27 protein-coding genes are annotated in these 25,884 nt (G+C 72.9%); 10 read left to right on the top strand and 17 right to left on the bottom strand.

What is annotated here, in order from left to right:
- Positions 1-50 precede the first annotated feature (50 nt).
- On the bottom strand, positions 51-797 hold the full coding sequence (locus tag HHX30_RS00440) for a hypothetical protein (protein WP_169978228.1): 747 nt from the start codon (positions 795-797) through the stop codon (positions 51-53).
- A gap of 263 nt (positions 798-1,060) precedes the next feature.
- On the opposite strand from HHX30_RS00440, the gene HHX30_RS00435 reads away from it, so the two are divergent.
- The gene (locus tag HHX30_RS00435; RefSeq protein WP_169978226.1) at positions 1,061-2,308 is read left to right on the top strand and encodes a sensor histidine kinase; all 1,248 of its coding nucleotides are present in this window, start codon (positions 1,061-1,063) and stop codon (positions 2,306-2,308) included.
- Positions 2,299-2,946: a response regulator transcription factor gene (locus HHX30_RS00430; protein ID WP_169978224.1), complete on the top strand. Its 648-nt coding sequence runs from the start codon at positions 2,299-2,301 to the stop codon at positions 2,944-2,946. The genes HHX30_RS00435 and HHX30_RS00430 overlap by 10 nt, the downstream gene beginning before the upstream one ends.
- A gap of 9 nt (positions 2,947-2,955) precedes the next feature.
- Here the strand turns inward: HHX30_RS00430 and HHX30_RS00425 are convergent, their stop codons facing one another.
- The 4 genes from HHX30_RS00425 to HHX30_RS00410 form a co-directional block, all read right to left on the bottom strand.
- Positions 2,956-4,887, bottom strand: a complete 1,932-nt coding sequence (locus HHX30_RS00425) for a multicopper oxidase family protein (protein ID WP_169978222.1) — start codon at positions 4,885-4,887, stop codon at positions 2,956-2,958.
- Positions 4,884-5,342 carry a DUF6220 domain-containing protein gene (locus tag HHX30_RS00420; RefSeq protein WP_169978220.1) on the bottom strand — a complete coding sequence of 153 codons (459 nt, stop codon included), beginning with the start codon at positions 5,340-5,342 and terminating at the stop codon, positions 4,884-4,886. The genes HHX30_RS00425 and HHX30_RS00420 overlap by 4 nt, the downstream gene beginning before the upstream one ends.
- A 206-nt stretch (positions 5,343-5,548) precedes the next feature.
- On the bottom strand, positions 5,549-5,965 hold the full coding sequence (locus tag HHX30_RS00415; RefSeq protein WP_169978218.1) for a cupin domain-containing protein: 417 nt from the start codon (positions 5,963-5,965) through the stop codon (positions 5,549-5,551).
- A gap of 65 nt (positions 5,966-6,030) precedes the next feature.
- Positions 6,031-6,408, bottom strand: a complete 378-nt coding sequence (locus HHX30_RS00410) for a cupin domain-containing protein (RefSeq protein ID WP_169978216.1) — start codon at positions 6,406-6,408, stop codon at positions 6,031-6,033.
- A 62-nt stretch (positions 6,409-6,470) separates the two neighbouring features.
- Between HHX30_RS00410 and HHX30_RS00405 the strand changes: the two genes are divergently transcribed.
- Positions 6,471-6,938, top strand: a complete 468-nt coding sequence (locus tag HHX30_RS00405; protein WP_169978214.1) for a MarR family winged helix-turn-helix transcriptional regulator — start codon at positions 6,471-6,473, stop codon at positions 6,936-6,938.
- 41 nt (positions 6,939-6,979) lie between these two features.
- On the opposite strand, the gene HHX30_RS00400 is transcribed toward HHX30_RS00405, so the two are convergent.
- The 3 genes from HHX30_RS00400 to HHX30_RS00390 form a co-directional block, all read right to left on the bottom strand.
- Positions 6,980-8,581, bottom strand: a complete 1,602-nt coding sequence (locus HHX30_RS00400) for an MFS transporter (RefSeq protein WP_169978212.1) — start codon at positions 8,579-8,581, stop codon at positions 6,980-6,982.
- Positions 8,578-9,225 (bottom strand): LppX_LprAFG lipoprotein, encoded by a 648-nt coding sequence (locus tag HHX30_RS00395; RefSeq protein ID WP_169978210.1) that lies wholly within the window; start codon positions 9,223-9,225, stop codon positions 8,578-8,580. Before HHX30_RS00395 ends, HHX30_RS00400 begins: the two co-directional genes overlap by 4 nt.
- Before the next feature lie 125 nt (positions 9,226-9,350).
- Positions 9,351-9,818 (bottom strand): MarR family winged helix-turn-helix transcriptional regulator, encoded by a 468-nt coding sequence (locus tag HHX30_RS00390; protein ID WP_169978200.1) that lies wholly within the window; start codon positions 9,816-9,818, stop codon positions 9,351-9,353.
- A 38-nt stretch (positions 9,819-9,856) separates the two neighbouring features.
- Here HHX30_RS00390 and HHX30_RS00385 point away from each other — a divergent pair, with 38 nt between their 5' ends.
- A complete protein-coding gene (locus HHX30_RS00385; protein ID WP_169978198.1) occupies positions 9,857-10,798 on the top strand; it encodes a cation diffusion facilitator family transporter in 942 nt (313 codons plus the stop codon).
- Here the strand turns inward: HHX30_RS00385 and HHX30_RS00380 are convergent.
- Entirely contained in the window at positions 10,778-11,425 is a 648-nt protein-coding gene (locus tag HHX30_RS00380) for a 4'-phosphopantetheinyl transferase superfamily protein (RefSeq protein ID WP_169978196.1), read from the bottom strand. The genes HHX30_RS00385 and HHX30_RS00380 overlap by 21 nt on opposite strands.
- Positions 11,426-11,522: 97 nt before the next feature.
- On the bottom strand, positions 11,523-12,917 hold the full coding sequence (locus tag HHX30_RS00375; protein WP_169978194.1) for an aminopeptidase P family protein: 1,395 nt from the start codon (positions 12,915-12,917) through the stop codon (positions 11,523-11,525).
- A 165-nt stretch (positions 12,918-13,082) separates the two neighbouring features.
- Here HHX30_RS00375 and HHX30_RS00370 point away from each other — a divergent pair, with 165 nt between their 5' ends.
- The 3 genes from HHX30_RS00370 to HHX30_RS41120 all read left to right on the top strand — a co-directional run bounded on the left by HHX30_RS00370 (position 13,083) and on the right by HHX30_RS41120 (position 15,741).
- A complete protein-coding gene (locus HHX30_RS00370) occupies positions 13,083-13,511 on the top strand; it encodes a CBS domain-containing protein (protein WP_169978192.1) in 429 nt (142 codons plus the stop codon).
- Between the two features lie 98 nt (positions 13,512-13,609).
- Entirely contained in the window at positions 13,610-13,864 is a 255-nt protein-coding gene (locus HHX30_RS00365) for a Smr/MutS family protein (protein WP_169978190.1), read from the top strand.
- 419 nt (positions 13,865-14,283) lie between these two features.
- Positions 14,284-15,741, top strand: a complete 1,458-nt coding sequence (locus tag HHX30_RS41120; protein ID WP_169978188.1) for an arabinofuranosidase catalytic domain-containing protein — start codon at positions 14,284-14,286, stop codon at positions 15,739-15,741.
- Between the two features lie 151 nt (positions 15,742-15,892).
- Here the strand turns inward: HHX30_RS41120 and HHX30_RS00355 are convergent, their stop codons facing one another.
- The 7 genes from HHX30_RS00355 to HHX30_RS00325 form a co-directional block, all read right to left on the bottom strand.
- Positions 15,893-16,372 (bottom strand): cupin domain-containing protein, encoded by a 480-nt coding sequence (locus HHX30_RS00355; RefSeq protein WP_169978186.1) that lies wholly within the window; start codon positions 16,370-16,372, stop codon positions 15,893-15,895.
- Positions 16,373-16,465: 93 nt separating this feature from the next.
- On the bottom strand, positions 16,466-17,047 hold the full coding sequence (locus HHX30_RS00350; protein WP_169978184.1) for a hypothetical protein: 582 nt from the start codon (positions 17,045-17,047) through the stop codon (positions 16,466-16,468).
- Positions 17,048-17,115: 68 nt separating this feature from the next.
- Positions 17,116-18,186: a hypothetical protein gene (locus HHX30_RS00345; protein ID WP_169978182.1), complete on the bottom strand. Its 1,071-nt coding sequence runs from the start codon at positions 18,184-18,186 to the stop codon at positions 17,116-17,118.
- 475 nt (positions 18,187-18,661) lie between these two features.
- Positions 18,662-19,036: a dihydroxyacetone kinase phosphoryl donor subunit DhaM gene (gene dhaM, locus HHX30_RS00340; protein ID WP_169978180.1), complete on the bottom strand. Its 375-nt coding sequence runs from the start codon at positions 19,034-19,036 to the stop codon at positions 18,662-18,664.
- 33 nt (positions 19,037-19,069) lie between these two features.
- Positions 19,070-19,696, bottom strand: a complete 627-nt coding sequence (gene dhaL, locus HHX30_RS00335; RefSeq protein WP_169978178.1) for a dihydroxyacetone kinase subunit DhaL — start codon at positions 19,694-19,696, stop codon at positions 19,070-19,072.
- A 28-nt stretch (positions 19,697-19,724) separates the two neighbouring features.
- Positions 19,725-20,717, bottom strand: a complete 993-nt coding sequence (dhaK, locus tag HHX30_RS00330) for a dihydroxyacetone kinase subunit DhaK (protein ID WP_169978176.1) — start codon at positions 20,715-20,717, stop codon at positions 19,725-19,727.
- A 116-nt stretch (positions 20,718-20,833) separates the two neighbouring features.
- On the bottom strand, positions 20,834-22,375 hold the full coding sequence (locus HHX30_RS00325; protein ID WP_169978173.1) for a hypothetical protein: 1,542 nt from the start codon (positions 22,373-22,375) through the stop codon (positions 20,834-20,836).
- A 148-nt stretch (positions 22,376-22,523) separates the two neighbouring features.
- Here HHX30_RS00325 and HHX30_RS00320 point away from each other — a divergent pair, with 148 nt between their 5' ends.
- From HHX30_RS00320 to HHX30_RS00310, 3 genes are all read left to right on the top strand, one after another.
- The gene (locus HHX30_RS00320) at positions 22,524-23,297 is read left to right on the top strand and encodes a cyclase family protein (protein ID WP_169978171.1); all 774 of its coding nucleotides are present in this window, start codon (positions 22,524-22,526) and stop codon (positions 23,295-23,297) included.
- Entirely contained in the window at positions 23,294-25,036 is a 1,743-nt protein-coding gene (locus HHX30_RS43090) for a thiamine pyrophosphate-binding protein (protein WP_169978170.1), read from the top strand. The genes HHX30_RS00320 and HHX30_RS43090 overlap by 4 nt, the downstream gene beginning before the upstream one ends.
- 565 nt (positions 25,037-25,601) lie before the next feature.
- Positions 25,602-25,865 (top strand): hypothetical protein, encoded by a 264-nt coding sequence (locus HHX30_RS00310; RefSeq protein ID WP_169978168.1) that lies wholly within the window; start codon positions 25,602-25,604, stop codon positions 25,863-25,865.
- Positions 25,866-25,884: the final 19 nt, after the last annotated feature.

The raw sequence follows: 25,884 nt of genomic DNA, 5'->3' as shown, positions 1-25,884 counted from the left end.
GCGGGGCGGCGAGACGTGCGGAGCGGACGGCAGCGTCCGGCCGGCGCGGATCAGCTCGGCTGGTAGGTGTTCTCTTTGCGCGGAAGGGTGAGCTGGACCTTGGTTCCCCATGACGAGAAACGCATGTCGGTGCGGCTGCTCATCGCTCCCGTCGGGTAGTCCGGATCGGCGAAGGTCGTGTAGAGCCGGGCCGGCAGGCCCTTCCGGTCCGTCCACAACCGCCAGTGGACCTTCAGTTCGGCCTCTCGCTGACCGGGCTTCATGTCGGGCTGCGCACGCAGGGACGGCGAGGCCTTGTACAGCGTCCCCAGGGTGATGGCGCCCTGATAGACCCCACCGGTCCGCCTGGTCGTGGTGGCCAGCAGCGCCTTGTATGTGGCCGCCTCGAAAATCGGCGGAACCGAGTAGAACGGGTTGCGGTCACTGGCCGTGAACCGCGCCCTCCACCAGGTCTTGCCATCCGGCAACGCCTGCTGCCGCGGCCCTCCCGACTCGTACGTGTACCCACCCGCGGCGAGCAACCGCATCTGCCCCCCGAGCTGCTTGGTTTTGATGGTGAGGTCGTACGCGGTCAACCCCGGCCGACCGAGCCGTACGGCGCCACGAATGTCGGACTTCTCGAAGAGTTCTTTCCGTATGCGGACCTGGTGCACCTCGCTCACCTTCACCCAGCGCTTGGCCGCCACCTGCGCTTTCAACGCCGCGAGGGGATCGGCCGCCCGCGCCTCGGCCGGGCCCGCCGGCCAGCAGACCAGTAACGCCGTGACCAGGCCCACGGAAATCGCCGAGCGCCTCATACATTCACTCCCGAAGTCAGATCCCCCGGCTCGCCGAACGCGCGAGCCGTCGGCCGCAGATTACCCTTGTGGATAGGGCGGCCGCCGGTGACGGAAATTGCCCCAGTTGTGCGGACAGGTCGCTCCCTCGTGCGCGACGCCACGGGGGAGCTGCTGAAGATCCTGCTCGAGGCCGCCGGGGTGCGAAGGTAGGGAATGCCCTACCCCCGGGACTGCCGTCCGCCGGATCGATCTCCGGTGGGCGGCTCAATAGCGTTGGAGACATGCGCCGACTTCTCTCCCGCCTCGGCGGCGACACGGTTTACATCCTCGTCGGGTTCCCCCTCGCGACGATCACTTTCTGCCTCACGGTGGCCGGCCTGTCGGCCGGCGCCGGGCTGCTGGTGGTCTGGCTGGGCGTGCCCGTCCTCGCCCTCACCCTCCTCATGGCCCGGGGGATGGGCGACGTCGAACGGCTCCGCATGCGCGCGGTGCTGGGCCGGGAACTGCCCCGGCCGCGTTATCCCGCGTCCCCGCCCGGAGCCGGGGTGTTCCGCAGGACCGTCACCCCGCTCGCCGGGGGGCAGCCCTGGCTCGACGCGCTGCACGCCCTGCTGGCCTTCCCGGTCGCGATCGTGGCGTTCTGCGTGACCGTCACCTGGTGGGCGCTGGCTCTCGCCGGGCTGACCTACCCGCTGTACGGGTGGATCACCTCGAACATCCCCGGCAACACCGAACTGCCCGAACTTCTCGGCCTCGGCCAGGGCTACATGGTCAACAGCGTCTTCTACGTCGCGATCGGGGTGGTCGCCGCGATCACCCTCTATCCGGTCGTCCGCTCCTGCGCCTTGATCAAGGCGTCGCTGGGCCGGTCGCTGCTGACCGGCGTCGCCGAGTTGCAGGAGCGCATCGACGACCTCACCGAGGGCCGCCACGCCGCCGCCCACGCGGAGGCGAACGCGCTGCGCCGCCTGGAGCGCGACATCCACGACGGTCCCCAGCAGCGCCTCGTCCACCTGGCGATGGAGCTGTCGAGGGCCCAGCGGGAACTCCAAAAGGACGCCACGGCCGCGCACGAGACGATCGGCAAGGCCATCAGCGCCACCCGGGAGACCCTGGACGAGCTGCGGGCGCTGTCGCGCGGCATCGCCCCGCCCATCCTGGCCGACCGCGGCCTCGCCCCGGCGCTCGCCGCCCTGGCCGGCCGCTGCACCGTCCCCGTGGAGCTGGACGTCCAGACGGCCGAGCGGTATCCCGCGCTCGTCGAGAACACGATCTACTTCGTGACCGCGGAGGCGCTCACCAACGTGGCCAAGCACAGCAGGGCGACCTCCTGCTCGGTCGGGCTGACCAGGATCGGCGACACGCTCATCCTCACGATCGGGGATGATGGGGTCGGCGGCGCCCATGTCGCCAAGGGACACGGTCTGTCCGGCCTGGCCGACCGGCTGCGGGCCGTCGACGGAGAGCTGTCGGTGCGGTCGCCGGCGGGCGGGCCGACACTGATCACGGCGGAGGTTCCGTGCGCGTAGTGGTGGCCGACGACGCCGTCCTCATCAGGGAGGGGCTGGTCCGCCTGCTGGAGGAGTTCGGCTGCGAGGTCGTCGAGACCGTGGGCACGGGGGAGGACCTGGTCCAGGCCGTGGCCGCCCACCGGCCCGACGTGTCGGTGGTCGACGTGCGGATGCCGCCGACGTTCACCGACGAGGGCCTGCGCGCCGCCGTCGAGGCGCGCGAGAAGGTGCCGGGCACGCCCGTGCTGATCCTGTCGCAGTACGTCGAGGTGTCCTACGCCGACGATTTGCTGGCCGACGCCCGGGGTGCGGTCGGCTACCTGCTGAAGGACCGCGTGGTCGACGTCGAGGAGTTCATGGACGGCCTGCGCCGCGTCGCCGCCGGGGGGACGGTCTTCGACCCCCAGGTCGTCGCCCAGCTGATGGTGCGGCGGCGGCGCGACGACCCGCTGGCCTCGCTGACGCCGCGCGAACGCGAGGTCCTCGAGCTGATGGCCGAGGGCAGGTCGAACCCCGCGATCGCCCGCCGCCTCGTCGTCACCGAGGGCGCGGTGGAAAAGCACATCCGCGGTATCTTCGCCAAGCTCGGGCTGCACGCCGAGGACAGCGACCAGCACCGCCGCGTCCTCGCGGTGCTGGCCTACCTGCGCTCCTGACCGTACGCGTCAGGCCGGGCGGTTGCGGCCGCCCATCTCGTACGGCGTGGTGACCCCCTCGTAGGCGAGGTGGAACTCCATCCCCTGGGCGGCGTGCGCGAGGTCGTGGCAGTGGGACATCCACATGCCGGGGTTGTCGGCCGTCAGGGCCACCTCCCAGACCTCGCCGGGAGCCACGTCGAAGGTGTCCATCGGCAGCCCGGTCGCGGGCACGCCGTCGCGGGACAGGATCCGGACGTGGTGGCCGTGCGGATGCATGGGGTGGGTGTCCGTGCCCCGGTTCACCACCGTGATCCTGACGGTCTGGCCCTGCCGTACGACAGGGGTGGGGATGTTCGGCCAGGCCTTGCCGTTCACCGTCTGCGCGAGCCTCGGCAGGCCGCCGGCCATGGCGAGGGTCTTGTCCAGCACCCAGGTGATCTCCTGGTCGAACCGGGCCGGCGGGGCGGTGGCCGCGCCGTACCGGGTGATGTCCACGATGGGCCCGGTCGCCGCCGGTGGCGTCGCCGGTCCGTTGACCAGCAGGGCGGGGTGGTCCCCCGCCGTCAGCAGCACCGGGCCGGACGGCACCGTGAAGGTCAGGTCGTAGCGGCCGCCCGCGGCGAGGTGCAGGCGGGCGCCGTCCAGGTCGCTCGCCCCCGGCACGTCGCCGCCGTCCACCGCCGCGATCCGGTACGGCGCCCCGGCCAGCCCGAGGACCACGGGCCGGGTGTCGGTGTTCACCACGCGCAGCCGCGCCCGGGCGCCGGGAGGCAGCGCGAGAGGGACGAGCCCGTCGACCGGCGCGGCGCCGTCCACCGACAGCGTGGGCCGCGTGCCGAACGTGTGGAGCGTGAGGAGGTGGTCCTCACTCTCCGGGAGCGGGACGGCCGGGTCGACGACCAGCAGGCCGAACAGCCCGCGCGGCACGGCGACGCTGGAGTCCTGGTGGCTGTGGTACCAGTACGTCCCGGCGTCCTCGGCCCGGAAGCGGTAGAGGTGGGTCTGCCCGGGGGCCACGGCGTCCTGGGTGACGCCCGGCACCCCGTCCTCGCCGGACGGCACGTCGTACCCGTGCCAGTGGATCGTGACCGCCTGCCCGTCCGTCAACCGGTTGCGCAGGACGACCTCCACCAGGTCGCCCTGCCGCACCCGCAGCACCGGCCCGGGCACCTGGCCGTCGAACGACCACGCGTCCACCGCGCCGGATGCGAGCCGTACGGTGGCGGGCCGCGCGGTGAGCGTGAACCGGCGGACCCGCGGCTTCGCCCCGGCCGGCCCGCCCGCGGCCGAGGCCGCCGGGCCGCGCAGCAGGTCGACGGACAGGCCCGGGGCGACTGCGCCGCCGTCGTGACCGGAGTGCGGGGTGCCGCCCGGCCAGATGCCTCCCACGGCCAGGGCGACGGCGAGGGCGAGCACGCCGGTCCCGGCTGTCTGCCAGCGGTGCTCAGGCGCGCGGACCGGGCCGAGCAGCCGCCACGACACGAAGGACGCCGCGGCGAACAGCGCGAGCACCGCCGCCGCCCCGCCGGCCGTGACCGGGTAGGAGACGACCACCCCGCAGGCGACCCCGGCCACCGCGCCGTACGCGGTGACCAGCAGGGGGAACGCGACGAGCCGGGGGGAGGGGACGGGGGCGTCGCCGGACGGCACGCGCAGCAGCCGGGGCAGGCTGACGGCGGCCGAGGCGAGTGCGGGAAGGGCGACCAGGGGCAGGGCCAGGGTGACCTTCTCCGCCACGAACCACCAGCCCGCCCTGGCGAGGCCGAGCGTGACGGCGACCCGGAGCGCGGTCATGACGATCGCCGCGGCGCACAGCGCCGCGGCGATCAGGCGGGTCCGCCGCCCGTCCGCGGCGGGCTGCCGCAGACCGGCCAGGGCGACCCCGGCGGTCGCGGCCCAGGCGGCCGCGACCAGGACGAACAGGATCTGATCGAGAGCGATCAGCCGTGCGGTGGTCACGCCGCGACGCGTTCCGCGGCCGGGGCCGCGGCCGTGCCCTTCATCAGGGCGCGGGCCCGCTGGACCAGGATGACGGCGACGGCGAGGATGGCCACGCCGTCGAGGGCGTGGAAGCCGAGGACCACGAGGCTGCCGGTCGTGGTCGAGTTCTCGGTCCACCCCGCGATCTCCGCCAGCGAGAAGATGACGAACAGCTGCACCGCGACCAGCACGAACGGCAGGATCGACAGGCCCACCAGCTTGCCGCCCGCACGGGCGATCAGGGCCACGACCGTCGTCAGCAACGACAGGAGCGGCATGATCATCGTGCCGTTCATGGCGTGGTAGCCGATGGCGGCGTTCGGGTCGCCCGGCGCGGGATGCGGCGTCTCGAACGCGCCGAACGTGGAGAGGTAGAACTGGGCGAGCACGGCGACGAGCTGCAGAACGGCGAACCCGAAGAACACCTTGCGCATGTGGGGCCTCCTCAGTGGGAAGGGACGAGCCCCGGGGGTTCTGCGGGGCGGCGGCGAGAGCCGGAACGGTACGCCCGCAATGGTGGACCGTGCGGTGTCCCGGGCACCCGGGACATCCGCCCCTGTCCACCGGGAAGTTCGCCGCCCGGGGAAGCGTGCGCGTCCCGCCCGGCCGCGCCCGCTCCGCGGGGAGGCGTAGGGACTCGTCAGCGGACCCAGGGCGGCACGAGCCGGTCGCTCCCCCGGGGAGCGAGATCGCACGCGTCCGGGGCGGAAACGCCTTCGGGGTTGTAGACCTCGCATCCGGCCGGCGCGACCACGATCGCGCTGAAGCCCGACTCGGCGCCGGCGTGCACCTGGCGGCCCACGTCGGCGGGCATGACGACGGTGTCCCCCGCCTCGACGCCGAGGGTCTCGCCGTCGAGTTCCACGGTCGCCGCGCCGGTGAGGAGGGTCCACACCTGCTCGCCGTCGCAGGCGTGGTAGGGGCCGCTGTTTCCGGCCGGCATGTCCACGCGCCACACGGCCTGAGCGGCGTCTCCCTGGGTGGGCGAGGCGAGGGTGGTCATGACGCCGTTGGGCGTGGTGCTGACGCGGCTGTCCGCGGAGCGGATGAGGGGCATGGGTGACTCCTTGGTGAGATCGGGCCCGGCCGGGCCGCCGGGGGAATGGGGAGGAGGGGCCGGGTTCAGGCGATCCACGGCGGCACGCCGTGCACGGTGCCGTCGGGCAGGATGGCCTTGGCCCCTGCGGGGGCCGTGACGACGGCGGTGAAGCCCTCACCGGGGCCCGCGGTGACGCGGCGCGGGGTCGAGGGCGGCATCACCACGGTGTCGCCGGGCGCGACCGCGAACGTCTCGCCGCCGAGTTCGACCGTGGCGGCGCCGGCGAGGAACGTCCACACCTGCTCGGCGTCGAAGTCGTGCAGCGGCCCGCTCGTCGCGGGGGTCGCCTCGACGCGCCACACGGCTCGGGTGGCGTCACCGAGGCTGGGCGAGGCGAAGGTGGTCATGACCCCGGCGGGGGTCTCGGATCTGCGGCATTCGGTGTGACGGATGACAGGCATCGCCGGCGTCTCCTAAGATAGACAACGTCGTTGTCGTTAATAGTGAACCTGGTTGTCTATCTGTGTCAAACGACCCGCCCGGCTTCGAGCTGCCCCTGCGGCTCTTCCTGGGCTTCCGCGTCCTGATCGACGAACTGCACGCCGAGCTCGCCCGTCAGGGGCACCCGCACGCCCGGCCCATGCACGGGTTCGTCATGCAGGCGATCGGCATCGAGGGCACGACCGCGGTGGAACTGGGCCGCACGCTGGGCGTCAGCAAGCAGGCGGCGGGCAAGACCATCGAGACGCTCGAACGCCTCGGCTACGTGGAGCGCGCCCGCGACCCCCGCGACACGCGCCGCAAGATCGTACGGCTCACGCCGTCGGGGGTGGACGTCCTGGCGCGCTCCGCCCGGATCTTCGACGAGCTGCGCGCGCGCTGGGCCGCCGTCATCGGCGACGAGCGGCTCAGAGAGCTGGAGACCGACCTGCGGAAGGTGACGCCGCCCGACGTCTTCCGCCTCGACGTGCCCGGCTGGTTCGGCGCCTGACCGGCTCCCGATGCGGGATCAGGCGCGGAATCAGGGCGGTATCAGGCGCGGCGGCCTGGCAGGGCGAGGGAGGCGGCGGCGCCGAGCGCGCACAGCCCGCAGGTGATCAGGAAGATCTCGGTGTACTCCGCGTGCAGCGCCGCCTGGACCTTCGCCGTGTAGTCCGCGAGCCTGCGGGCGTACTCGGCCGCGTCCACCCCGAACGGCAGCGGCGTGTCGAGGTGCGCGGTGAGCGACTGGAACCGGTGGAAGCCCCAGGCCGACAGCGCGGCCACGCCCAGCAGCATGCCCATCATCCTGGCCACCACGACCGCAGCCGACGCCACGCCGTGCTGCGCCGCCGGCACCAGGCGCAGCACCGCCGACGAGACCGGGGCGATCACCACCCCGAGGCCGAGGCCGGCCACCACGAGGTCGACGTCCATCCGCACCCCGGCCGAGGCCAGGTCGAGCGGCCACCGGGAGATCATCCAGTAGCCGGCGGCGGCCACCGCCATCCCCGCCACGGCCACCGGGCGCTCGCCGAACCGCCGCACCAGGATCCCGCCGAGGAAGGCCGCGACCGCCAGCGCGGCGAGGAACCGGGTGAGCACCAGGGCGCCGCCCACCGCGTCCCTGCCGAGCAGCGTCTGCGCGGCGAGCTGCACGTCGACCAGCGTGACCAGCAGCGCCGCCCCGGCCAGCAGGCTCACCGCCAGCGTGGCGAGCAGCGGCCGCCGGCGCACGCCCGTCAGGTCGAGCAGGCGGACCGGCGAGCGGATCTCCCACAGCACGAACAGCACGACCGTGACCGCCCCGGCGACCACGCACGGCAGTCCCCACGGCGGCAGCACGGCCGTGTCGGGGGAGGGGTTGTAGAGCCCGGCCACCAGCAGGCCGAGCGCCAGCGCGAGCAGGGCGCCGCCGCCCGCGTCCACCTTGCCGGCGCCCACCTGCCCGGCGCCCACCTTGTCCGGGCTCGGCTCGCCGGACCGCCGGCCGTACGGCTCGCGCCCGGCGGGGACGGCCACGTGCACCGCCACGGCGGCCAGCAGCGCGAGCGGGAGGTTGACCCAGAAGATCCCGCGCCACCCGGCGAGCGCGGCCAACCCGGCGCCGTACAACGGGCCGAGCACGCTGCCGAGCTCCTGCGCCGCGCCGACCGCGCCGAGCGCCACCGGCCGGGCGCGCTCGTCCCACAGGTCGCCGATGAGGGCCATGGTGATCGGCAGCAGCGCGCCGCCCGCGACGCCCTGGAGCGTACGGCCCGCGACCAGCGCGGGAACGCCGCCCGCCAGGGCGGTGACGAGGGAGCCGGCGGCGAAGCCGGCCAGGCACGCGTGGATCAGCGCGCGCCTGCCGTACCGGTCGGACAGGCGGCCGAGCAGCGGCATCGCCGCGACGTAGCCGAGCAGGAACCCGGTCACGACCGGGTTCGCCCGCTCCAGGCGGTTCAGCGGCACGCCGACGTCGGCGGCCACGTCCACGAGCACCGTGACGACGACGTACGCGTCGAGCGCGGCGAGCAGCACGGCGGCCCCGCCGACGCCCAGCGCCAGACGCCGGTGCCGCGTGGAGGGCCCGGCCGTCCCGGCCGTCCCGGTCGCGCCGCCGGCGTCGGTGGCGCCGGTGGGGTCGGTGGAGGGGTTGGTGGCGCCGGTCACGACGTGGGCGGGGCGACGGTCACGGGGGCGTCGTAGTCGCCCAGGGTCACGGTCACGGAGCCGCCGGTGAGCGGCAGGTCGAGCTTGAGCAGGCGGCCGGCGGCCTTGTCGATCCAGAGCGTGCCGGTGACGTTCTGCTGGACGCCGGGGACCAGCTTGGCCAGCGCCTGCTGCGTCAGCGTGGCCGTCACCCGGTAGGCGGCGGCGTCGCCGACCTTCTCCTCCGCCTGCGACTGGGCGTCCTGGGCGGTGGCCAGTAGGTCGGGCACGCCGGTCAGCACGGCGGAGGGGTCGTAGAGCGCCATGAGCTGCTGCCGGGTCATCGTCTGGAAGCCGCCGGTGGGTCCCTTGAAGTAGACCTTGTCGCCGACGAGCACGAACTCGATCTCCTGCAGCCCCACGATCTCGATCTGCAGCGTGCCCTTGGCGTCGCCCTCCCTGGTGAGGCTGCCCTCGGCGTGCCGGACCGGCACGGCCGGCTTGTCCTTGGTCTCGATCGTGAAGGCGACCGTCTTGACCGTCCGCATGGCCTCGGCCGAGCGCTTCAGCAGCGCGGGACCGTCCGGCAGGGCCGTCTCGCTCTTCGCGCTGCAGGCGGTCACGAGCAGCAGGCCGGCCACGACGAGCCCGAGGATTGTTCGCACAGCCGGATCGTAGCGAGCGCGCGGGGACCGCACGCGCCCGCCGGGGGAATCGGTTTGGCGCCACCCGCCGGGGGAAGGCGGGACCGGTGCCCAACCCGCGCCGTCCCGCCGCCTGCGGCGTCCCCTCACCGGGTGCCGCGGACCGCCTGGAGGTGGTCGATGATCGGGGCGTAGATCTGCTCCAGAGCGGACACCTGCTCGGGCGTCATCAGGTCGACGAAGTGCCGGCGGACGCTCGCGACGTGGTCCGGCGCCACCCGCTGGATCGTCTCCCAGCCGTGGTCGGTCAGCACGGCGAACGTGCCGCGCCGGTCGTCCTCGCAGTCCTGGCGGGTCACCAGACCGGCGGCCTCCATCCGGGAGATCTGGTGGGACAGCCGGCTGCGCGACTGGATGGTGACGTCGGCCAGCTCGCTCATGCGCATGCGGCGGCCGGGACTCTCGGAGAGGTTCACGAGGATCTCGTAGTCGTTCAGCGACAGCCCGGTGCCCTGCAACTCCCGGTCGAGCTGGAGGAAGAGCAGGCGGTGGGCGGCCAGATGAGCCCGCCAGGCGCGTTGCTCCTGCGGGGTGAGCCAGGTGGGGGCGTCCATGACCACCAGCATAAGATCAGCTGAGCGGACGGAGCGGAATGCCTGACAGCGAGAACGGCGAGAGCATCGGCACCGTCGTGGTCGCGGGGGCGGCCAACCTCGCCATCGCGCTGGCCAAGCTGGTGGCCGGCCTGATCAGCTCGTCCTCGGCCATGCTGTCGGAGGCCGCGCACTCGGCGGCCGACACGGCCACCGAGGTCGTGCTGTTCGCCGCGATCCGGCACGGCGAACGGCCCGCCGACGCCCGCCATCCCCTCGGCCACGGGCGGGCCGCCTACCTGTGGGCGATCGTGGCGGCCTGCTTCACGCTCGTCGTGGGGGCGGGGTTCTCCCTGACGCACGGCTGGCACACGATCACCGAGGGGGAGAGCCTGGGCGACATCCGCGTGTCGTACCTCGTGCTCGCGGTGTCCTTCGTGATCGAGTCGGTCTCCCTGTGGCGGGCCCTGCGTCAGCTGCGCGGCGCGGCCCGCCGCTGGCGGGTGAGCCCCGGACGGCTGCTCCAGCGCACCTCCGACACCGTGCTCAAGGCCGTCGTGCTGGAGGACTCCGCCGCGCTGATCGGCATCGCGACCGCCGGCCTCGGCCTGCTGCTGTCGCAGCTCACCGGCTCGGCCGCGTGGGACGGCGTCGCGTCGATCGTCATCGGGCTGCTGCTGCTCGGCGTGGCGCTGACCCTGATCAGGACCAACGCCTCGCTGCTGATCGGCCAGGCCGCGCCACCGGGGTTGCAGGAGAAGATCCGCGGCGAGCTGGCCGCCCAGCCGGAGGTCGAGGCCGTCGTCGAGCTGGTCACCGTCATGATGGGCCCCGGCCAGGTCATGGTCGCCGCCAAGGTCGACTTCCTCGACGAGACGTCCGGGGAGCGGCTCGAGCTCGCCTCCGACCAGGTGGAGTGCCGGCTGACCGAGCGGTTTCCGGAGATCCGGCAGGTCTTCCTCGACCCCACCCCGGGCCGGTCAGCCACCAAGGAGGCGTAGCTTGGCGGGCTCGTCGGTGACCGCGGCGGCGATCACCGTGCCGGCCGTCCACTCGACGAAGTGGCGGCCCTGCCACTCCAGCGCGATCGACGGCCCGTCATCGAGCGGCAGGGCCGACAGGTCGGCCTCGCGCAGCCGGTCGAGGGTGAGCTCTCCCCGCTTGACCAGCGCCTCCTTGCGCACCCACTGCCGGATCAGCCCGCGGTTGTCGTCGCCGACCAGCGTGGCCTCCGCGGGGGTCAGCGCGAGCGCCGCCAGCCTCTCGTCGGCCGGTCCGTCCGTGGCGTGCTCGGCGTCCACGCCCACCCGTCCCAACCCGGCGACCGCGCAGACGTAGCCCGAGGTGTGCGCCAGGCTGATCGACACCTCGGGGGCCTCGGCCAGCCAGGGCCGTCCATGAGCCTGGCCGCAGCCCTCGCATCGCTGCACCACGGTCAGCATGCAGGCGCGGGTGCCGAGCAGCTCCGCCGCGCAGTGCCGTACGAGCAGGTGGGCGGCGACGAAGTCGAGGCGGTCCCGCTTGCGCGTGAACCGACCGGCGCGCTCGCGCTCGGCCTCGCTCAAGGTGCCGGCGACCATGTCCAGCACGTCGTCGGTGTGGCCGGCCACGGCCAGTGGAGGGCGCACAAGGCCACTGTAGGGAAGCGATGTGACGATCGAGTGAACTGGGGCGCTCCGCCTGGGCGGATCCGGTCCGGGCCGCGTGGCCCGGACCGGAAGGTGCTCAGCCGGCCAGGGCGGCCATCCACGACTCGATTTCGTCCGGCCGGCGGGGCAGCGCGGCCGACATCAGCCGCGCGCCGTCGGCCGTGACGACGAGGTCGTCCTCGATGCGCACGCCGATCCCGCGCAGCTCCGGCGGCAGCGTCAGGTCGTCGGGCTGGAGGTAGAGCCCCGGCTCCACCGTCAGCACCTGGCCCTCCTCCAGCACGCCGTCCAGGTAGGCCTCCGCCCGCGCCCGGGCGCAGTCGTGCACGTCCAGGCCCAGCATGTGGCCGCTGCTGCACAGCGTGTAGCGCCGGTGCAGGCCCGCGTCCGCCTGCGTCCGCGTCAGCAGGCCCCACTCGCGCAGCCCGTCGGAGATCACCCGCATCGCGGTCTCGTGGAACTCGCGGAAGCGTGCCCCTGGCCGCAGCACCGCGATGGCGGCCGTCTGCGCCTCGTAGACCAGCTCGTACACCTGCCGCTGGACAGGGCTGAACCGCCCCGACAGCGGCAGGGTGCGGGTGACGTCGGCCGTGTAGAGGTTGTCGCCCTCGACCCCGGCGTCCAGCAGCAGCATCTCGGCGGGGTCGAGCCGCCCGTCGTTGCGGATCCAGTGCAGCACGCACGCGTGCGCCCCGGAGGCCACGATGGACTGGTAGCCCACCGCGTTGCCCTCCAGCCGGGAGCGCATACCGAAGACGCCCTCGACGTACCGCTCGCCGCGCGGGTGCGCGAGGGCCGCGGGCAGCGCGCGCACGACGTCCTCGAACCCGCGCACGGTCGCGTCCACCGCCTGCTGCAGCTCCGCGATCTCCCACTCGTCCTTGACCAGCCGCAGCTCCGACAGGACCGCGGCGAGTTCGGCGTCGTGGTCGTCGCCCGCGGGCGACACGAGCGCGTCGACCGAGGCGTCCACCCCGCGCAGCACGCGGGCCGGTCCGCTCAGCGCCGCCGGCAGCGTGTCGATGTGCGCGCACTCGATCTGGTACGCCGACTCGGCCTCCGCGAGGTCGAAGCGGCGGCCCACCCAGAACTCGCCGTACCGCCGGTCGCGGTAGAACTCCTGCGACCCGGCGCGGGACGGGCGGGGACGCAGGAACAGCCGAGCGGCGCCCGACGGCTCGATCACCAGGACGTCGTCGGGCTGCTGGCCGCCGGTCAGGTAGGCGAACGCGCTGTGCGTGCGGAACCGGTGGTCGTCGTCGTTGCTCCGGGCCCGCAGCGTGCCCGAGGGGATGACGAGCCGTTCGCCGGGCAGCCGTTCGGCGAGCCGCGCCCGCCGCTTGGCCGCGTACGCGGCGACCGGCAGCGGCGCCACGTCCTCGCGGGTGTCGGCCCAGCCGTCGCGCATGAAGTCCGCGAGCGCGTCTGAGATCGGGAGATCGTGGCTCCCGGTGTTGAGCTTCTCGGCCATCCAGTGCCCCCAGGGTGCGGTGATATTTCGCCATCGTAGGGGTGGGGGCACTTGACGACACAGGACGGCCGCTGTTGCCTGGGGAAACAGGATTGGCCGCTCCGGCCGGCCGGCGGGAGCGGAAACGGGGACGTGTCCCCCGGATGCCCCTGAGAGGCGGTGCCGATGCTCATCGGGACGATCTTGCAGAGTAAGGGAACAGGCGTGGCGACCGTTCCTCCGCACGCCACGGTGTCCGAGCTCCTCGCCCGGCTGGCCGAGCTGAACATCGGCGCGGTCGTGGTCTCGGAGGACGGCCTGTCCATCGCGGGCATCGTGTCGGAACGCGACGTCGTGCGGCGGCTCAACGAGCACGGCGCGGCGCTGCTGGCCATGCCCGTCTCGTCGATCATGACCGCGGAGGTGCGCACCTGCGGCCCCGACGCCAACGTCGAGGACCTGCGCCGCACCATGACCAACCACAGGATCAGGCACGTGCCCGTGGTCCGTGACGGCCGGCTGGCCGGCATCGTCAGCATCGGCGATGTCGTCAAGAGCTCCATCCAGGAACTGGAGAGCGAAAAGGAGGCCCTGGTCGGCTACATCAACGGCTGACGGGGGCGCCGGCGTGGGGCGCGGTCACCGCCTCGCCCCGCGCCCCGGGTCCCCTGCGCCCCGCGCTCCACGGTGAGCGGCGATTTAGACTCGCTGGCGTGAAGCTGAAGCTGGACCTCCACGACATCTACAACAAGGGCAGCGAGATCGACAAGGCGCTGCACGGCATCATCCAGGAGGCCGTACGCAAGAAGGCGAGCCAGGTGGAGATCATTCCGGGCAAGGGGTCCGGCCAGCTCAAGAAGAAGGTGCTGCGCTTCCTCGAGCAGAAGGAGATCAAGGCGCTCTACCACCGGATCGACAAGGACGCCAAGAACCACGGCCGCCTGTTCGTCTACTTCCAGTGGAAGTAAGGGCGTCTCGCGTCTACCGGTGCCGGTCTTCTGCAAGGGCACACAAGGCCATACAGTTCGCCGAGGGCCGCAGTCATCGCGACGCCACCGGCATCCCGCTCACGGCCGCCGGACGGCGGTCCCCGATGAGGCGGGCGAGGGCTCACCACCCGGCGGACGCGGGGGATGAAAGTTTCACGCCACCTCGTCGAAACGATGCGGACGCGTCACGGTAAGGGCGCAGACGGTGGGCCGAGGGCACCCGGGCGTCCGAGAGGTTTGATCCACGTACTTGACGCCGGGACCTTCGTTGAATTGACTCCGGATCACCGTCAACCATCGAATCGATTCGGGCGCTCATCAATGTTAGCGCTAACATTACCTGACGAGGCCTGCCGTCGGTGCCGTCCGATCGTGATTCCTGATCGAGGGAAGAAGGCATGATGCTTTTCGCAAGCCGGAGAAGGGCGCTCGCGGCATGGGCGAGCGCGTTGATCGCCGCCGCCTGCCTGGTGGGCGGTGGTACAGCCCAGGCCGCGGCGTCGCAGCCGTGTGACATCTACGCCGCAGGCGGGACGCCGTGTGTGGCGGCGCACAGCACGACCCGTGCTCTGTACGGCACCTACAACGGCCCGCTGTACCAGGTCCGGCGCGCCTCGGACAACACCACCCGCGACATCGGCGTGCTGAGCGCGGGCGGAGTCGTCAACGCCACCGCCCAGGACTCGTTCTGCTCCGGCACGACCTGCCTCATCACGATCATCTACGACCAGTCCGGCCGCAACAACCGCCTCACCCAGGCACCTCCCGGCTACTGGAAGGGCCCCGCTCCGGGCGGATGGGACAATCTCGCCGACGCGAAGGCCGCCCCGATCACCATCGGCGGCCAGAAGGCATACGGTGTCCGCGTGGAGCCCGGCACCGGCTACCGCAACAACAACACCAACGGTGTCGCGACCGGCGACCAACCCGAGGGCATCTACGCCGTCGTCGACGGCACGCACTACAACCAGTGGTGCTGCTTCGACTACGGCAACGCGCAGACAGATGGCCAGGCCGACGCCCCCGCCATCATGGAGACCGTCTACTTCGGCGCCAACAAACAGTGGGGCTACGGGGCCGGAGCCGGCCCCTGGATCATGGCCGACCTGGAGTGGGGACTGTTCTCCGGGGTGAACGCGGGCTACAACAACCTTCCGTCGATCAACCACCGTTTCGTCACCGCCATGGTCAAGGGCGAGCCGAACCACTGGGCGATCCGGGGCGGGAATGCGCAGTCGAGCGGCCTGACGACCTATTTCGACGGACGGCGCCCCAACGGCTACAACCCGATGAAGAAGGAAGGCGCCATCCTGCTCGGCATCGGCGGCGACAACAGCGTCTCCGGCCGCGGCACCTTCTTCGAGGGCGTGTTGACCTCCGGCTACCCGTCGGAGGCCACCGAGAACGCCGTACAGGCCAACATCGCCGCCGCCGGCTACGCGCCGGCGGGCGGCGGCGACCCGCAGCAGAACGTCCAGATCGTGGGCGGCCAGTCCGGCCGGTGCGTCGACGTGCCGAACTCCAGCACCACCAACGGCACCCAGGTGCAGCTGTGGGACTGCTCGGGCGGCACCATGCAGCGCTGGACCTACACCTCCGGCAAGCAGCTGCAGGTGTACGGCAACAAGTGCCTGGACGCCTACGGGCAGGGCACCGCCAACGGCACACAGGTGATCATCTGGGACTGCAACGGCCAGGCCAACCAGCAGTGGAACATCAACACCAACGGCACCATCACCGGCGTGCAGTCCGGGCTGTGCCTCGACGCCAACGCGGCCGGTACCGCGAACGGCACGAAACTCATCCTGTGGTCCTGCAACGGCCAGGCCAACCAGCAGTGGACCCTGCGCAGCTGATTCTGACCATCTTCGGCCCATGAGGGCGATCGGGTGAGACGCCTTGGGCGGAGGTCCGGACCTTGGGGGGCTACGGCTCCCCGGACCGGGCTTCTGCCTTAGGCGCAACCAGGGCCTCGCCCGGTCTGCGTGTGAAGACGGGGCCGGCGTCTCAGAGCCAGAAGGTGTCGTGGCGGAGGTAGAACTCCGCCTTCTCCTCTTCGCTCATGTTCGCGAGCGTGAGCAGTCCCTCGAAGTACCCCTCGCGTGGCGCGCCGGGCGCGAAGTGCAGCAGCATCGACGCCGGCTCTCCCGACTCGTTGCGGAACGCGTGCACGCCGCCCTCCGGGACGTGCACGAAGTCGCCGGGACCGGTGTCGATCCAGCGCCGCCCGTCGTAGATCCGCACCGTACCGGAGAGGATGTAGAACGATTCGGAGATCGAGCGGTGGAAGTGCGCCGCCGGGCCGCTGGGCTTCGGTCCCATGTCCCAGCGGTAGAGCCCGAACTGCCCGTTGGTCGTCGCACCTGTCGCCAGATAGTGCACCGTGGTGCCGCTCGGGTAGTCCAGCTCGGGCGTCGCGTCCGGGCGCCGGTACGACGCCGTCAGCTCGCCGGTGTCACCGTGGTAGGACGGCGGCGGATATGTCAACGGTCTTCCTCTCCCCGGGTTCGAGTCGCTCGTCGGTGGGCCGCGCCGTTCGACGGCGGCCGGACGAGCGGTGTCTCGCCGACGCGGTGAAGGCTAATCGCCGTCGTCGCCCGGTGCGAGGAGTTCCTCGTACGTCTTTTCGCATCGCTCGGCGGGCGTGCCGGGTGCGCACAGCAGCACCCGGAGATGGAAGTCGACCGTGTGCCGGCGGCCCGCCGACGTGTAGGTGATGCGGACGCCCTCGGCTCCTGCGCTGTCGTCACGGGTCTTCCCGTACTGCAGGGCGAGTTCGGTGTGGAGGTCGCTCTCCTCGCAGACGGTGGTGACGGCGGGACCGCGGGCGGGAAAGCCGAGCTCGGTCAGCGGCTTCTCGGCGTTGCCGAGCATCGGGCCGGTATGCGGCCGGGACGAGAACGCCTGCACCACGATGTCGTTGTACGGCCTGATCGGCTCGACGCTGGTGATGGTGGCCGAACCGGGCCGGTCCAGGCACATGTCCCAGCCGCCCAGGGAGTACGGCCTGTGGGCGACGGTGTCGTGAAGCACGACGATCCCGACGGGCCCGTCCGCGCCGGAGCCTCCGCTGACGACCAGGCGTGGGTCGAAGGCCCCACAGCCGGAGGTCAGGGCAGGTGCCAGGACGAGCGGCAGGACCAGGCGGGTGAGAGCACGCATGAGGGGACCCGATACCCCCGCAGCCCCGTGATAGACGGCCCGGCCGTCGATCGGCCTGCGGGGGAAGGTCATGGGGCGGGGGCCAGCCGGGACGACCACATGCGGGCTTCCTCCTCGGACAGCACGCGGTCGAGAGTGATCGACGGCCGCATCATCGGATAGGTACGGCCGATGTTCCACGTCCGCCGGAACGACGGTCTGTCGAGGACCACCACACGACGCCCGTCGAGGAGCGGGATCTCGGCGGGACGCCCGGCGTTGCGGATCAGCTCGCCCGTCGCGTCGCGCACGTCGAACCGATCCACGATCGGCCCGGCCTCGGGTTTGACAGGCCCGTCCGTGGCGGCCCCGACCCAGGAGGGATGGGGGATGGTCACCGGCACGTGCTCGCTCAGGACGTGCGCCAGCAGCGTGGAGAGCTGGAAGTTGTCCCCGATCCCGCCGATCGTCGTCGCGTACGCGCGCCCGGCCGGCCGGTGCAGGACGATCAGCGGCTCGTCGTCGAGTACGGCGAGGAGCCTCGGCAGGCACCACAGGTCGGGGCGGTCGGCCTCCACGGCGGCGACCGCCGCGGTGAGGCGCGGACGCCGGGAGAACTCCGCGCGAATGGCCGCCGACTGCTGGAGCAGGGTGGTCGCGGCGGTGCTCCAGTCCTCGGCGATCGACCAGCCGACGGACAGATCGAGGGCGCGAGCGAAAGGCAGACGGCGGCCGAGCCCGAACCGTCCGAGGAGGCCGAAGGGGCCGGAGAGCACGCGCGCCGCGTCGAGGAGCACGTGGTCCTCCGGACCGGGTTCCGGGAGGCGCCGGTCGGTGACCGTGCGCCAGGCCCGCGCGAACTCGGCGCTCAGCTCCAGCGCGTCGCACAGTCCCGCGACCACGGGGTCGATCAGCGGGGCGGGGTCGGCCCCGTTCTCGACCATCGCGCCGCCCATGACGGCCAGCCGCGCGCCGAGCCCGGGACTCAGACGGTCGAACAGGTCGCACAGGCGGACGAGGACGGCGTCCGCGGTGGCCGGGTCGCAGTCCTCGGTCCCCTTCCACAGCTCCTGTAGGGCCGCCAGGAAACCGGGAGGGTCCTGGGCCTCCGCGGCGCGGTGGAGGGCGTCGCACTGTCGGTCGATAACCTGGTCGAGCACCGCATGATGCTACGAGAGGGGGCCGCTCATCGGGCGGCGAGCGCAGCGGAGAGCGGCTTCTCCGTCGCCGACGAGGCCGCGGTCACCACCGCGGCGGCCGTCTACGAGCCGTTCTACCGGCGATCGAACGACCTGTTCGCCGACTACACGCCCGCGGGATCGCCGTGCTGTCCGACTGGTTCACCCGCGCGCGCGACCTCATGCGGGACTACCTGGAGGAGATCCGGCACGACCAGCTCGCCGGCGTGCCCCGCACCCGGCGCACGCGGAGCCGTTGAACCCGGCCCTCACGTGCGGTCTCCCGAGACGCGCCAGAGCGTGCCGTCCACCGTGAAGGGGCCCGGGTCACCCGGCGGCGGCCCTCCGGCCGCCGCGAGCGGGCCGCGGGCCCGAGCCGTTGGCTCCTGGTCGTGGGCTTCTGGTCGTGGGCTTCTGGTCGGGCGCCCCAGAGCCTGCGGGCTCAGAGCTTGCGGGCTCAGAGCTTGCGGACCTGCCACGCCTCCTCCGCCGCCGCCAGCACACCGGCCAGCGAGGCCCCGCCGCCCGCCGCGACGACCGCGGAGATGGCGCCCTCCACGAACGGCACGTCGGCGAGCACGACGTCCCCCGGGGACTCCAGCAGCCGGGCGGTGAGCACCGAGCTGCCGAGATCGGGGATCAGCACGACGCCCTCCCCCCGGTTCACCTCCTCGATGGCGGCGGTAACCCGGTCGGGACTGGTGCCGAGGCCGCCGTCCTCGGTGCCGCCCGCCGCCGCCAGCGGCACCTGCGCGCCGCCGATCTGCCTGGCCAGCGCGGCCACCTCCTCGGCGAGGCCGCTGCTGTGCGAGATGAGTACGATGCCGACCATTCGCCATCCCTGATACGTGTTCGCCACCTCCCGTCATCGGGAGGCGGCGGCCCTGAGTGCGCCGAACAGGAGAGCCGTCGAGGCCGCGCCCGGATCCTCGTGCCCGACGCTGCGCGGCCCCAGGTAGCTGGCCCGCCCCTTGCGTGCCTGCAACGGGACCGTCGCCCCGGCCCCCTCCTCGGCCGCGGCGGCCGCCGCCTCCAGGGCCTCCTCCGCCTTCAGCCCGTCCCGTACGGCCTGGGCCAGTGCCTTGGCGGCCGGGGCGAGGGCGTCGACCATGGTCTTGTCGCCCTCGGCGGCGGCTCCGAGGCGCCGGACGCCGGCCAGGGCCGCGTCCAGCGCGGTGCTCAGCTCGGCCGGCGAGACCTCGGCGGCCTCGCCGAACGCCTTGCCCATCTCACGGAAGGCCGTGCCGTACAGAGGGCCGGACGCCCCGCCGACCTTGCGGATGAGCGTGGTGCCGACGAGGACGAGGAGCGCGCCCGGGGTCCGCGGGGAGGCGCCGGCCAGCGCCTCCCTCGCGGCGGTGAACCCGCGGTCGAGGTTGGCGCCGTGGTCGGCGTCGCCGATCGCGGCGTCGAGCTGGGTGAGGTGGTCGCGCCGCGCCCGCACGACGGCGGCGATCTCGTCGATCCACGCGGCGAAGAACTCGGTGTTCACGAGTGGACTCCAGAGGTTCCGATGGCGGTCAGCGACCCCAGCGCAGTGCCGGCGTCTCCACGGGCGCGTCCCAGAGCCGGGTGAGCTCGCCGGTGAGCGAGCACGTCGTCACCGAGAAGCCCTGCATGTCGAGGCTGGTCACGTAGTTGCCGACGAGGCTGCGCACGGCCGTCGCGCCCTTCTCCCGGAGGTACGCCTCCACCTCGGCGAAGACGATGTACAGCTCGATGAGCGGGGTCCCGCCCATGCCGTTGACCATGACGAGCGTCTCCCCGGACAGCGGGAGGTCGGCGTGGATCGCGTCCATGGCCGTACGGACGATCTCGCGGGCCTCCCGCATCGGGGCCCGGGCGCGGCCGGGCTCGCCGTGGATGCCGATGCCGAGCTCGATCTCCGCGTCGCTCAGCTCGAAGGTGGGCTTGCCCGCGGCAGGGACCGTGCAGGCGGTCAGCGCCACCCCGAAGGAGCGGCTGCGCTCGTTGACCTCCCGGGCGGCCCGCGCCACCTCGGCGAGGGGCGCGCCGGTCTCGGCCAGCGCTCCGGCGATCTTCTCCACGAACAGCGTGGCCCCGGTGCCCCGGCGGCCGGCCGTGAACAGCGAGTCCTGCACGGCCACGTCGTCGTCGACGAGCACGGTCGCCACCTCGACGCCCTCGTCGCCGCCGAGTTCGGCGGCCATCTCGAAGTTCAGCACGTCGCCGGTGTAGTTCTTCACGATGTGCAGCACGCCCGCGCCGCCGTCGACGCCCTTGGTGGCCTCGATGATCTGGTCGGGGACGGGGGAGGTGAAGACCTCGCCGGGGCAGGCCGCGTCGAGCATGCCGTACCCGACGAACCCGCCGTGCAGCGGTTCGTGCCCCGATCCGCCGCCGGAGACCAGGCCGACCTTGCCCGGCGTGGGGGCGCCCGCGCGGAAGACGACCCTGTTCTCGAGGTCCACGCGGAGCGAGGGGTGCGCCGCGGCGATGCCGCGCAGCGCGTCGGTGACGATGGAGTCGGCGCCGTTGATGAGTTTCTTCACGATGCGGTCCCTACTGCCGTTGTCGTGCTCTCCAGCTTGCCCTTTCCTCACGAAGCCGCAAGCGCCCGCGGCGGCCGGACACCCCGGAGGCGGCCCGGGCGAGCGGCCGGCCCGGATCAGCGCGCACGGGCGCGGAGCCCTCCCAGCATCCGCCGGTAACCGCCCCTGGCCCGCACGGCGAAGTGCGCGCCGGCGGCGAGGGCGAGCAGGCACAAGGCGATCGCCAGCACCACGGCCGTGCCGTAGTCGTCGGGCCACCCCGCGCTCCAGCCCAGGAAGGGCAGGTAGATCGCCGCGAAGGTCAGCGGTGCGGCGACGATCACGCTCAGCCCCCGCAGGCCGGCGTGTACGCCCATGCCGGCCAGCCCGGCGGCGGCGCTCGCCGCGAGGAGGAACCCGAAGGCGGCGTAGGGCAACCCGAAGATGCCGGGAGGACCCTTCACCATGAGGTAGACGCCGGCCCAGACGAGGAGCCCGAGGACGGCGAACCCGACAGGCGACCGCCGCCACAATCCGGCGGACGCCAGGGCGGCCAGCAGCACCGTGAGCGCGGCGAGGACGGCCGTCCCGGTCTCCGCCTGGATGTTCTCCCCGGGGTCGGACACGAGCGCGGCCGTCTGCTCGGACAGGCCGTCCCGCCCGTCGAAACCGAGCCGGTGCCATCGTCCGGCGGCGTCGCGCAGCGCCACGCCCTCGCTGCCGTTCGCCACGGCGACGAGGTGCCCCGCGGGCACGGGCAGCACCGCCACGGCCACGGACGCGGCGGGGTCGATGCCGCCGTACAGGTAATCGTCGTGGTGGCGGCGGTCGAGGAAGAGCTGCCGGCCCGGCGAGACCGCCCAGGCCGGCGACCAGGTGGCGCCCGCGTTGTCGGACTGCTCGACCGCGAGCCGGTGCGGAACGACGCGGTAACAGCGCGACGGCCGGTCCGGGACGCAGGCGACGGTCCGCGGCGTCCCCGTCGCGGAGGTGTCCCAGCGGTGCCACGTGCGGCCCTGGTCGCTCGTGGCCAGCCCTGTGCCACGGCTGGAGGGGTTCAGATACACGACGATGACGGCGTCGTGGGCCTCCACGTGCAGCGCGGACGGCCCGGGGTCGGCCGCGCTCGTGGCCGTGACCGCGAGGACGGCCGCGGGCAGGGCGACCAGCAGCCGGGCCCGGCGTACGGCACGCCGGACACGGGCGACGGTCGCCACGGCGCGCAGCCGGACCAGCCAGGCGAGGCCGAGGGCGGGAAGAGCGAGCAGGTCGGAGGGGTCCGCGACGACGCGGGCGGAGGGGATGAACAGCCCCCAGACGTCCGCGGCCGCCCGGGCCCCCGCCGCCGTGGTCTTCACGACCGTGAAGACCACGGCGGTCAGCAGGATCGCGGCCAGGGCGGCCCGCCTGTCCGCCTCTCCCGGCGCGCCGGCACCGCTCCGCGAGGCGCTGCCCTGAGCGGCGCCGAGGCGCCGGACGGCGAGGGCCGCGGCGAGCGCGAGTAGCGGCGGGGCGACCAGCATGCCCGCGACATCGCTCAGCTTGCCGGTGACCACGCCCGGCCACAGGCGCTTGAGCAGGTGGTCGTTGACGAGGAGCACGGCGATCGCGGCGAGCGTCGCGGGATGACCGAGCCACGCCCCGGCCGTCGTGCGGGTCCGATCGGCAGCCCGCGCCATCCGCGTCCTCCCACGTGAATCGATGATCAGGTCCCCTGTACGGTTCATCGCGCGGGCGGGTGCGGGCGTTGCATGCCCCCGGGGATATGGCGTTCGGGGGCGGAGGTGTAGGAGTATCGCAGGGGTGTCCTGACTGTTGGGAGGCGCAGTGTCGGTGTTGCGGGATTTGGTGGACGGCATCCGGAGCGGGGGGATCGAGGTGCTCGACCTCACCGCGCCGCTGAGCGACAAGACACCGATCCTGTTGCTGCCGGAGCCGTTCGGGCAGACGGTGCCGTTCTCGCTGCAGGAGATCAGCCGGTACGACGACCGCGGCCCGGGCTGGTACTGGAACAACTTCACCACGGGCGAGCACACCGGCACGCACTTCGACGCGCCCGTCCACTGGGTGACCGGTCGCGACGGCGAGGACGTGTCGCAGGTGGCCCCCGCCAAGCTGATCGCCCCCGCCGTGGTGCTCGACTTCAGCGCGCAGTCGGCCGCCGACCCCGACTTCCTGCTGGAGATCGACCACGTGAAGGCGTGGGAGGCCGAGCACGGGCCGCTGCCGGACGGCGGCTGGCTGCTGTACCGCACCGGCTGGGACGTGCGCGCCCACGACCAGGCGGAGTTCCTCAACGCCGACGAGACGGGGCCGCACACGCCCGGCATGTCGCCCACCTGCGCCCGCTTCCTGGCCGAGGAGACGCCGATCGCGGGCATCGGCGTGGAGACCGTGGGCACCGACGCGGGCGCCGCCCACTCCTTCGACCCCGCGTTCCCGTGCCACTCGTACCTGCTCGGCGCGGGGAAGTACGGCCTGACTCAGTTGCGCAACCTCGACCGGCTGCCGGTGACGGGCGCCGTGGTCGTCGCGGGGCCGCTGCCGATCGTCGGCGGCTCGGGCAGCCCGGTCCGCGTGCTCGCGCTGGTGGAGCGGTGAACGTCGCGGAGGCCGTCGGCGCGGCCCTCGCCGCCCTCGGCGTACGGGCGGCCTTCGGCGTCGTCGGCAGCGGCAACTTCCACGTCACCAACGCCCTCGTCGAGCACGGCGTGCGATACGTCGCGGCGCGGCACGAGGGCGGGGCCGCCACGATGGCCGACGCCTACGCCCGGATGAGCGGCACGGTCGCCGTGCTCACCGTCCACCAGGGACCCGGCCTGACCAACGCGCTGACCGGCGTCACCGAGGCGGCCAAGAGCCGCACCCCGCTGCTGGTGCTCGCCCCGGAGGTGACCTCGCCCACCTCCAACTTCCGCGTCGACCAGACCGCGCTCGCCGAGGCCGTGGGCGCGCACTGCGCCCGGGTCGGGTCGGCGGAGACGGTCGTGGACGACACCGTGATGGCCTTCCTCGCCGCCCTGCTCGGGCGCCGGACCGTGGTGCTCAACCTGCCTCTGGACGTGCAGGCCGAGACGCTGCCGGAGGAGGCGGCCGAGGCCGTGCGCGAACTGCTGGCCGGACGCGGGCACCGCGACGTGGCGAGCCGCGTGCCGGCGGCGTGGGGGCTGACGTTCCCCGTCGATTCCGGGGACGACGAGGAGCCGGAGGGGCTTCCGGCGGAGCCGTCCGACGCGTTGACGCGGTTCGCGCGGCTGCTGGCGGAGGCGGAGCGCCCGGTCTTCGTGGCCGGCCGGGGAGCCCGGGGCGCGCGACGGGAACTGGAGGCGCTCGGCGAGCGGGTGGGGGCGCTGTTCGCCACATCGGCCGTCGCCAAGGGCAACTTCCACGGCAGTCCCTGGGACCTCGACGTGAGCGGCGGGTTCGCCACCCCGCTCGCGGCCGAGCTGATCCGCGATGCCGACCTCGTCGTCGGCTGGGGCTGCTCGTTCACCATGTGGACCACCCGGCACGGCGCGCTGATCGGGCCGGAGACCAGGGTGGTCCAGGTGGACCTCGACCCCGACGCGCTCGGCGTGCACCGCGAGATCGACCTCGGGGTGGTCGGCGACGTACGCGAGACCGCGCGGGCGGTCGCCGCCCTACTCGGCGACGGCGGGGCCGACGGCGAGGCGGGAACGCGTGGATACCGCGCCCCGGAGATCGCCGAGCGCATCGCCCGTGAGGGGCGCTGGCGGGACGTGCCGTACGAGGACCTGAGCGCCGGGGGACGCATCGACCCCCGCACGCTGACCATCGGGCTCGACGACCTGCTCCCGCAGGAGCGGCTGGTCGCCGTGGACTCCGGGAACTTCATGGGATATCCGTCGATGTTCCTCACGGTCCCGGACGGCGGCGCGTTCTGCTTCACCCAGGCGTTCCAGTCGATCGGGCTGGGCCTGGCCACCGCGATCGGCGCGGCCGTCGCGCGGCCCGACCGGCTGGCGGTCGCCGCGCTCGGCGACGGCGGGGCCCTGATGGGCGTCGCCGAGCTGGAGACGGTCGTACGGCTCGGCCTGCCCATGGTGGTCGTGGTCTACGACGACGACGGGTACGGCGCGGAGGTCCACCACTTCGGCCCCGGCGGGTTCCCGCTCGGCACGGTCACCTTCCCGCCGGCCGACATCGCGGCGATCGCCCGGGGCTTCGGCTTCGAGGCGGTGACCGTACGGGGGGAGGAGGACCTGTCCGGCGTTGCCGAATGGCTGAAGGGGCCGCGCGACAAACCCCTGCTCGTCCACGCGAAGGTCACCGCCGACCGCCCGTCGTGGTGGCTGGAGGAGGCGTTCCGCGGCCACTGATCGGCACCGGCGTCACGGCGGGCTCACCCAAGTGACCGCCGGGCGCTCCGGACGGTCCCGGGAGCTGTAGGACGAGGCGCCTCCCGGGTTCCGGTGGTCCTCGGTAGTGCGATCGTCACGGCGGCCGGGGCGCGTTCGCCTGCTGGTCAGGCAGTGGTCAGTTCTCACCAAACAGGCGCCGGTGACGTATGTGCCCAGGCTGACTCGGGTACGACGCCCAAAGCGGACGAAAGGGATCATATTGACCCCGGGCCGTCCCGACGCCCTCGCGACGGGGGCTGACCACATCGCCGGGAAAGGCCCCGGCGGGCGAGTTCCCGATCGCGGCTCGACCTCCTGCCTCGCGGCTTCGGAGTCGGCCCGCGACCGCGTCCCGCCGGAGCGGGCGCGCCCGCGCCGAGGATCCGCCGTCGGCCCGGAGCCGCCGGGGGATCGCACCCTGACCGGCGGCACATCCGGCCGCCTGCGGACCGCGTGAGCCGCGTGGTGAACGCCGTCCGCACGAGATCTCCCCGCCGGGCCGGGGACGACGAGGGCGGGCCGAGCAGAGAGAAAGGTAGCCGAAATGTCTTCGAGGGCAGAGCAGACCTTCGTCATGCGCGCCGGCCAGGCCGCGCCGATCGCCGACGAGACCTCGGTGCGTGACCTCTGGTCGCGGATCAGCGTCTCGCTGGAGCGGGACCACGCGCTCCGTGCCCGTTTCGCGACGGACCCCATGGGGGTCCTGTCGGAGCATGGCCTCGGCCGGGACCTCCAGGAGGAGCCGTTCGACGACAGGGGCGGCAGCGTGACCAAGAGGCCGTGCACGTATCGCCGCTGTCCGGACTGACGAAACGCGCGGCGAGAGG

It is taken from the genome of Microbispora sp. H10836 (assembly GCF_012999525.1).
In the GTDB taxonomy this organism is placed as follows: domain Bacteria; phylum Actinomycetota; class Actinomycetes; order Streptosporangiales; family Streptosporangiaceae; genus Microbispora.
This window is presented reverse-complemented; position numbering and strand designations above follow the sequence as displayed.

Coding starts and splice junctions, on each gene's coding strand:
- HHX30_RS00440 (WP_169978228.1), bottom strand. CDS start 797: ATGAGGCGCTCGGCGATTTCCGTGGGCCTGGTCACGGCGTTACTGGTC.
- HHX30_RS00435 (WP_169978226.1), top strand. CDS start 1,061: ATGCGCCGACTTCTCTCCCGCCTCGGCGGCGACACGGTTTACATCCTC.
- HHX30_RS00420 (WP_169978220.1), bottom strand. CDS start 5,342: ATGCGCAAGGTGTTCTTCGGGTTCGCCGTTCTGCAGCTCGTCGCCGTG.
- HHX30_RS00415 (WP_169978218.1), bottom strand. CDS start 5,965: ATGCCCCTCATCCGCTCCGCGGACAGCCGCGTCAGCACCACGCCCAAC.
- HHX30_RS00410 (WP_169978216.1), bottom strand. CDS start 6,408: ATGCCTGTCATCCGTCACACCGAATGCCGCAGATCCGAGACCCCCGCC.
- HHX30_RS00390 (WP_169978200.1), bottom strand. CDS start 9,818: ATGGACGCCCCCACCTGGCTCACCCCGCAGGAGCAACGCGCCTGGCGG.
- HHX30_RS00385 (WP_169978198.1), top strand. CDS start 9,857: ATGCCTGACAGCGAGAACGGCGAGAGCATCGGCACCGTCGTGGTCGCG.
- HHX30_RS00375 (WP_169978194.1), bottom strand. CDS start 12,917: ATGGCCGAGAAGCTCAACACCGGGAGCCACGATCTCCCGATCTCAGAC.
- HHX30_RS00370 (WP_169978192.1), top strand. CDS start 13,083: ATGCTCATCGGGACGATCTTGCAGAGTAAGGGAACAGGCGTGGCGACC.
- HHX30_RS41120 (WP_169978188.1), top strand. CDS start 14,284: ATGATGCTTTTCGCAAGCCGGAGAAGGGCGCTCGCGGCATGGGCGAGC.
- HHX30_RS00350 (WP_169978184.1), bottom strand. CDS start 17,047: ATGCGTGCTCTCACCCGCCTGGTCCTGCCGCTCGTCCTGGCACCTGCC.
- dhaM (WP_169978180.1), bottom strand. CDS start 19,036: ATGGTCGGCATCGTACTCATCTCGCACAGCAGCGGCCTCGCCGAGGAG.
- HHX30_RS00325 (WP_169978173.1), bottom strand. CDS start 22,375: ATGGCGCGGGCTGCCGATCGGACCCGCACGACGGCCGGGGCGTGGCTC.
- HHX30_RS00310 (WP_169978168.1), top strand. CDS start 25,602: ATGTCTTCGAGGGCAGAGCAGACCTTCGTCATGCGCGCCGGCCAGGCC.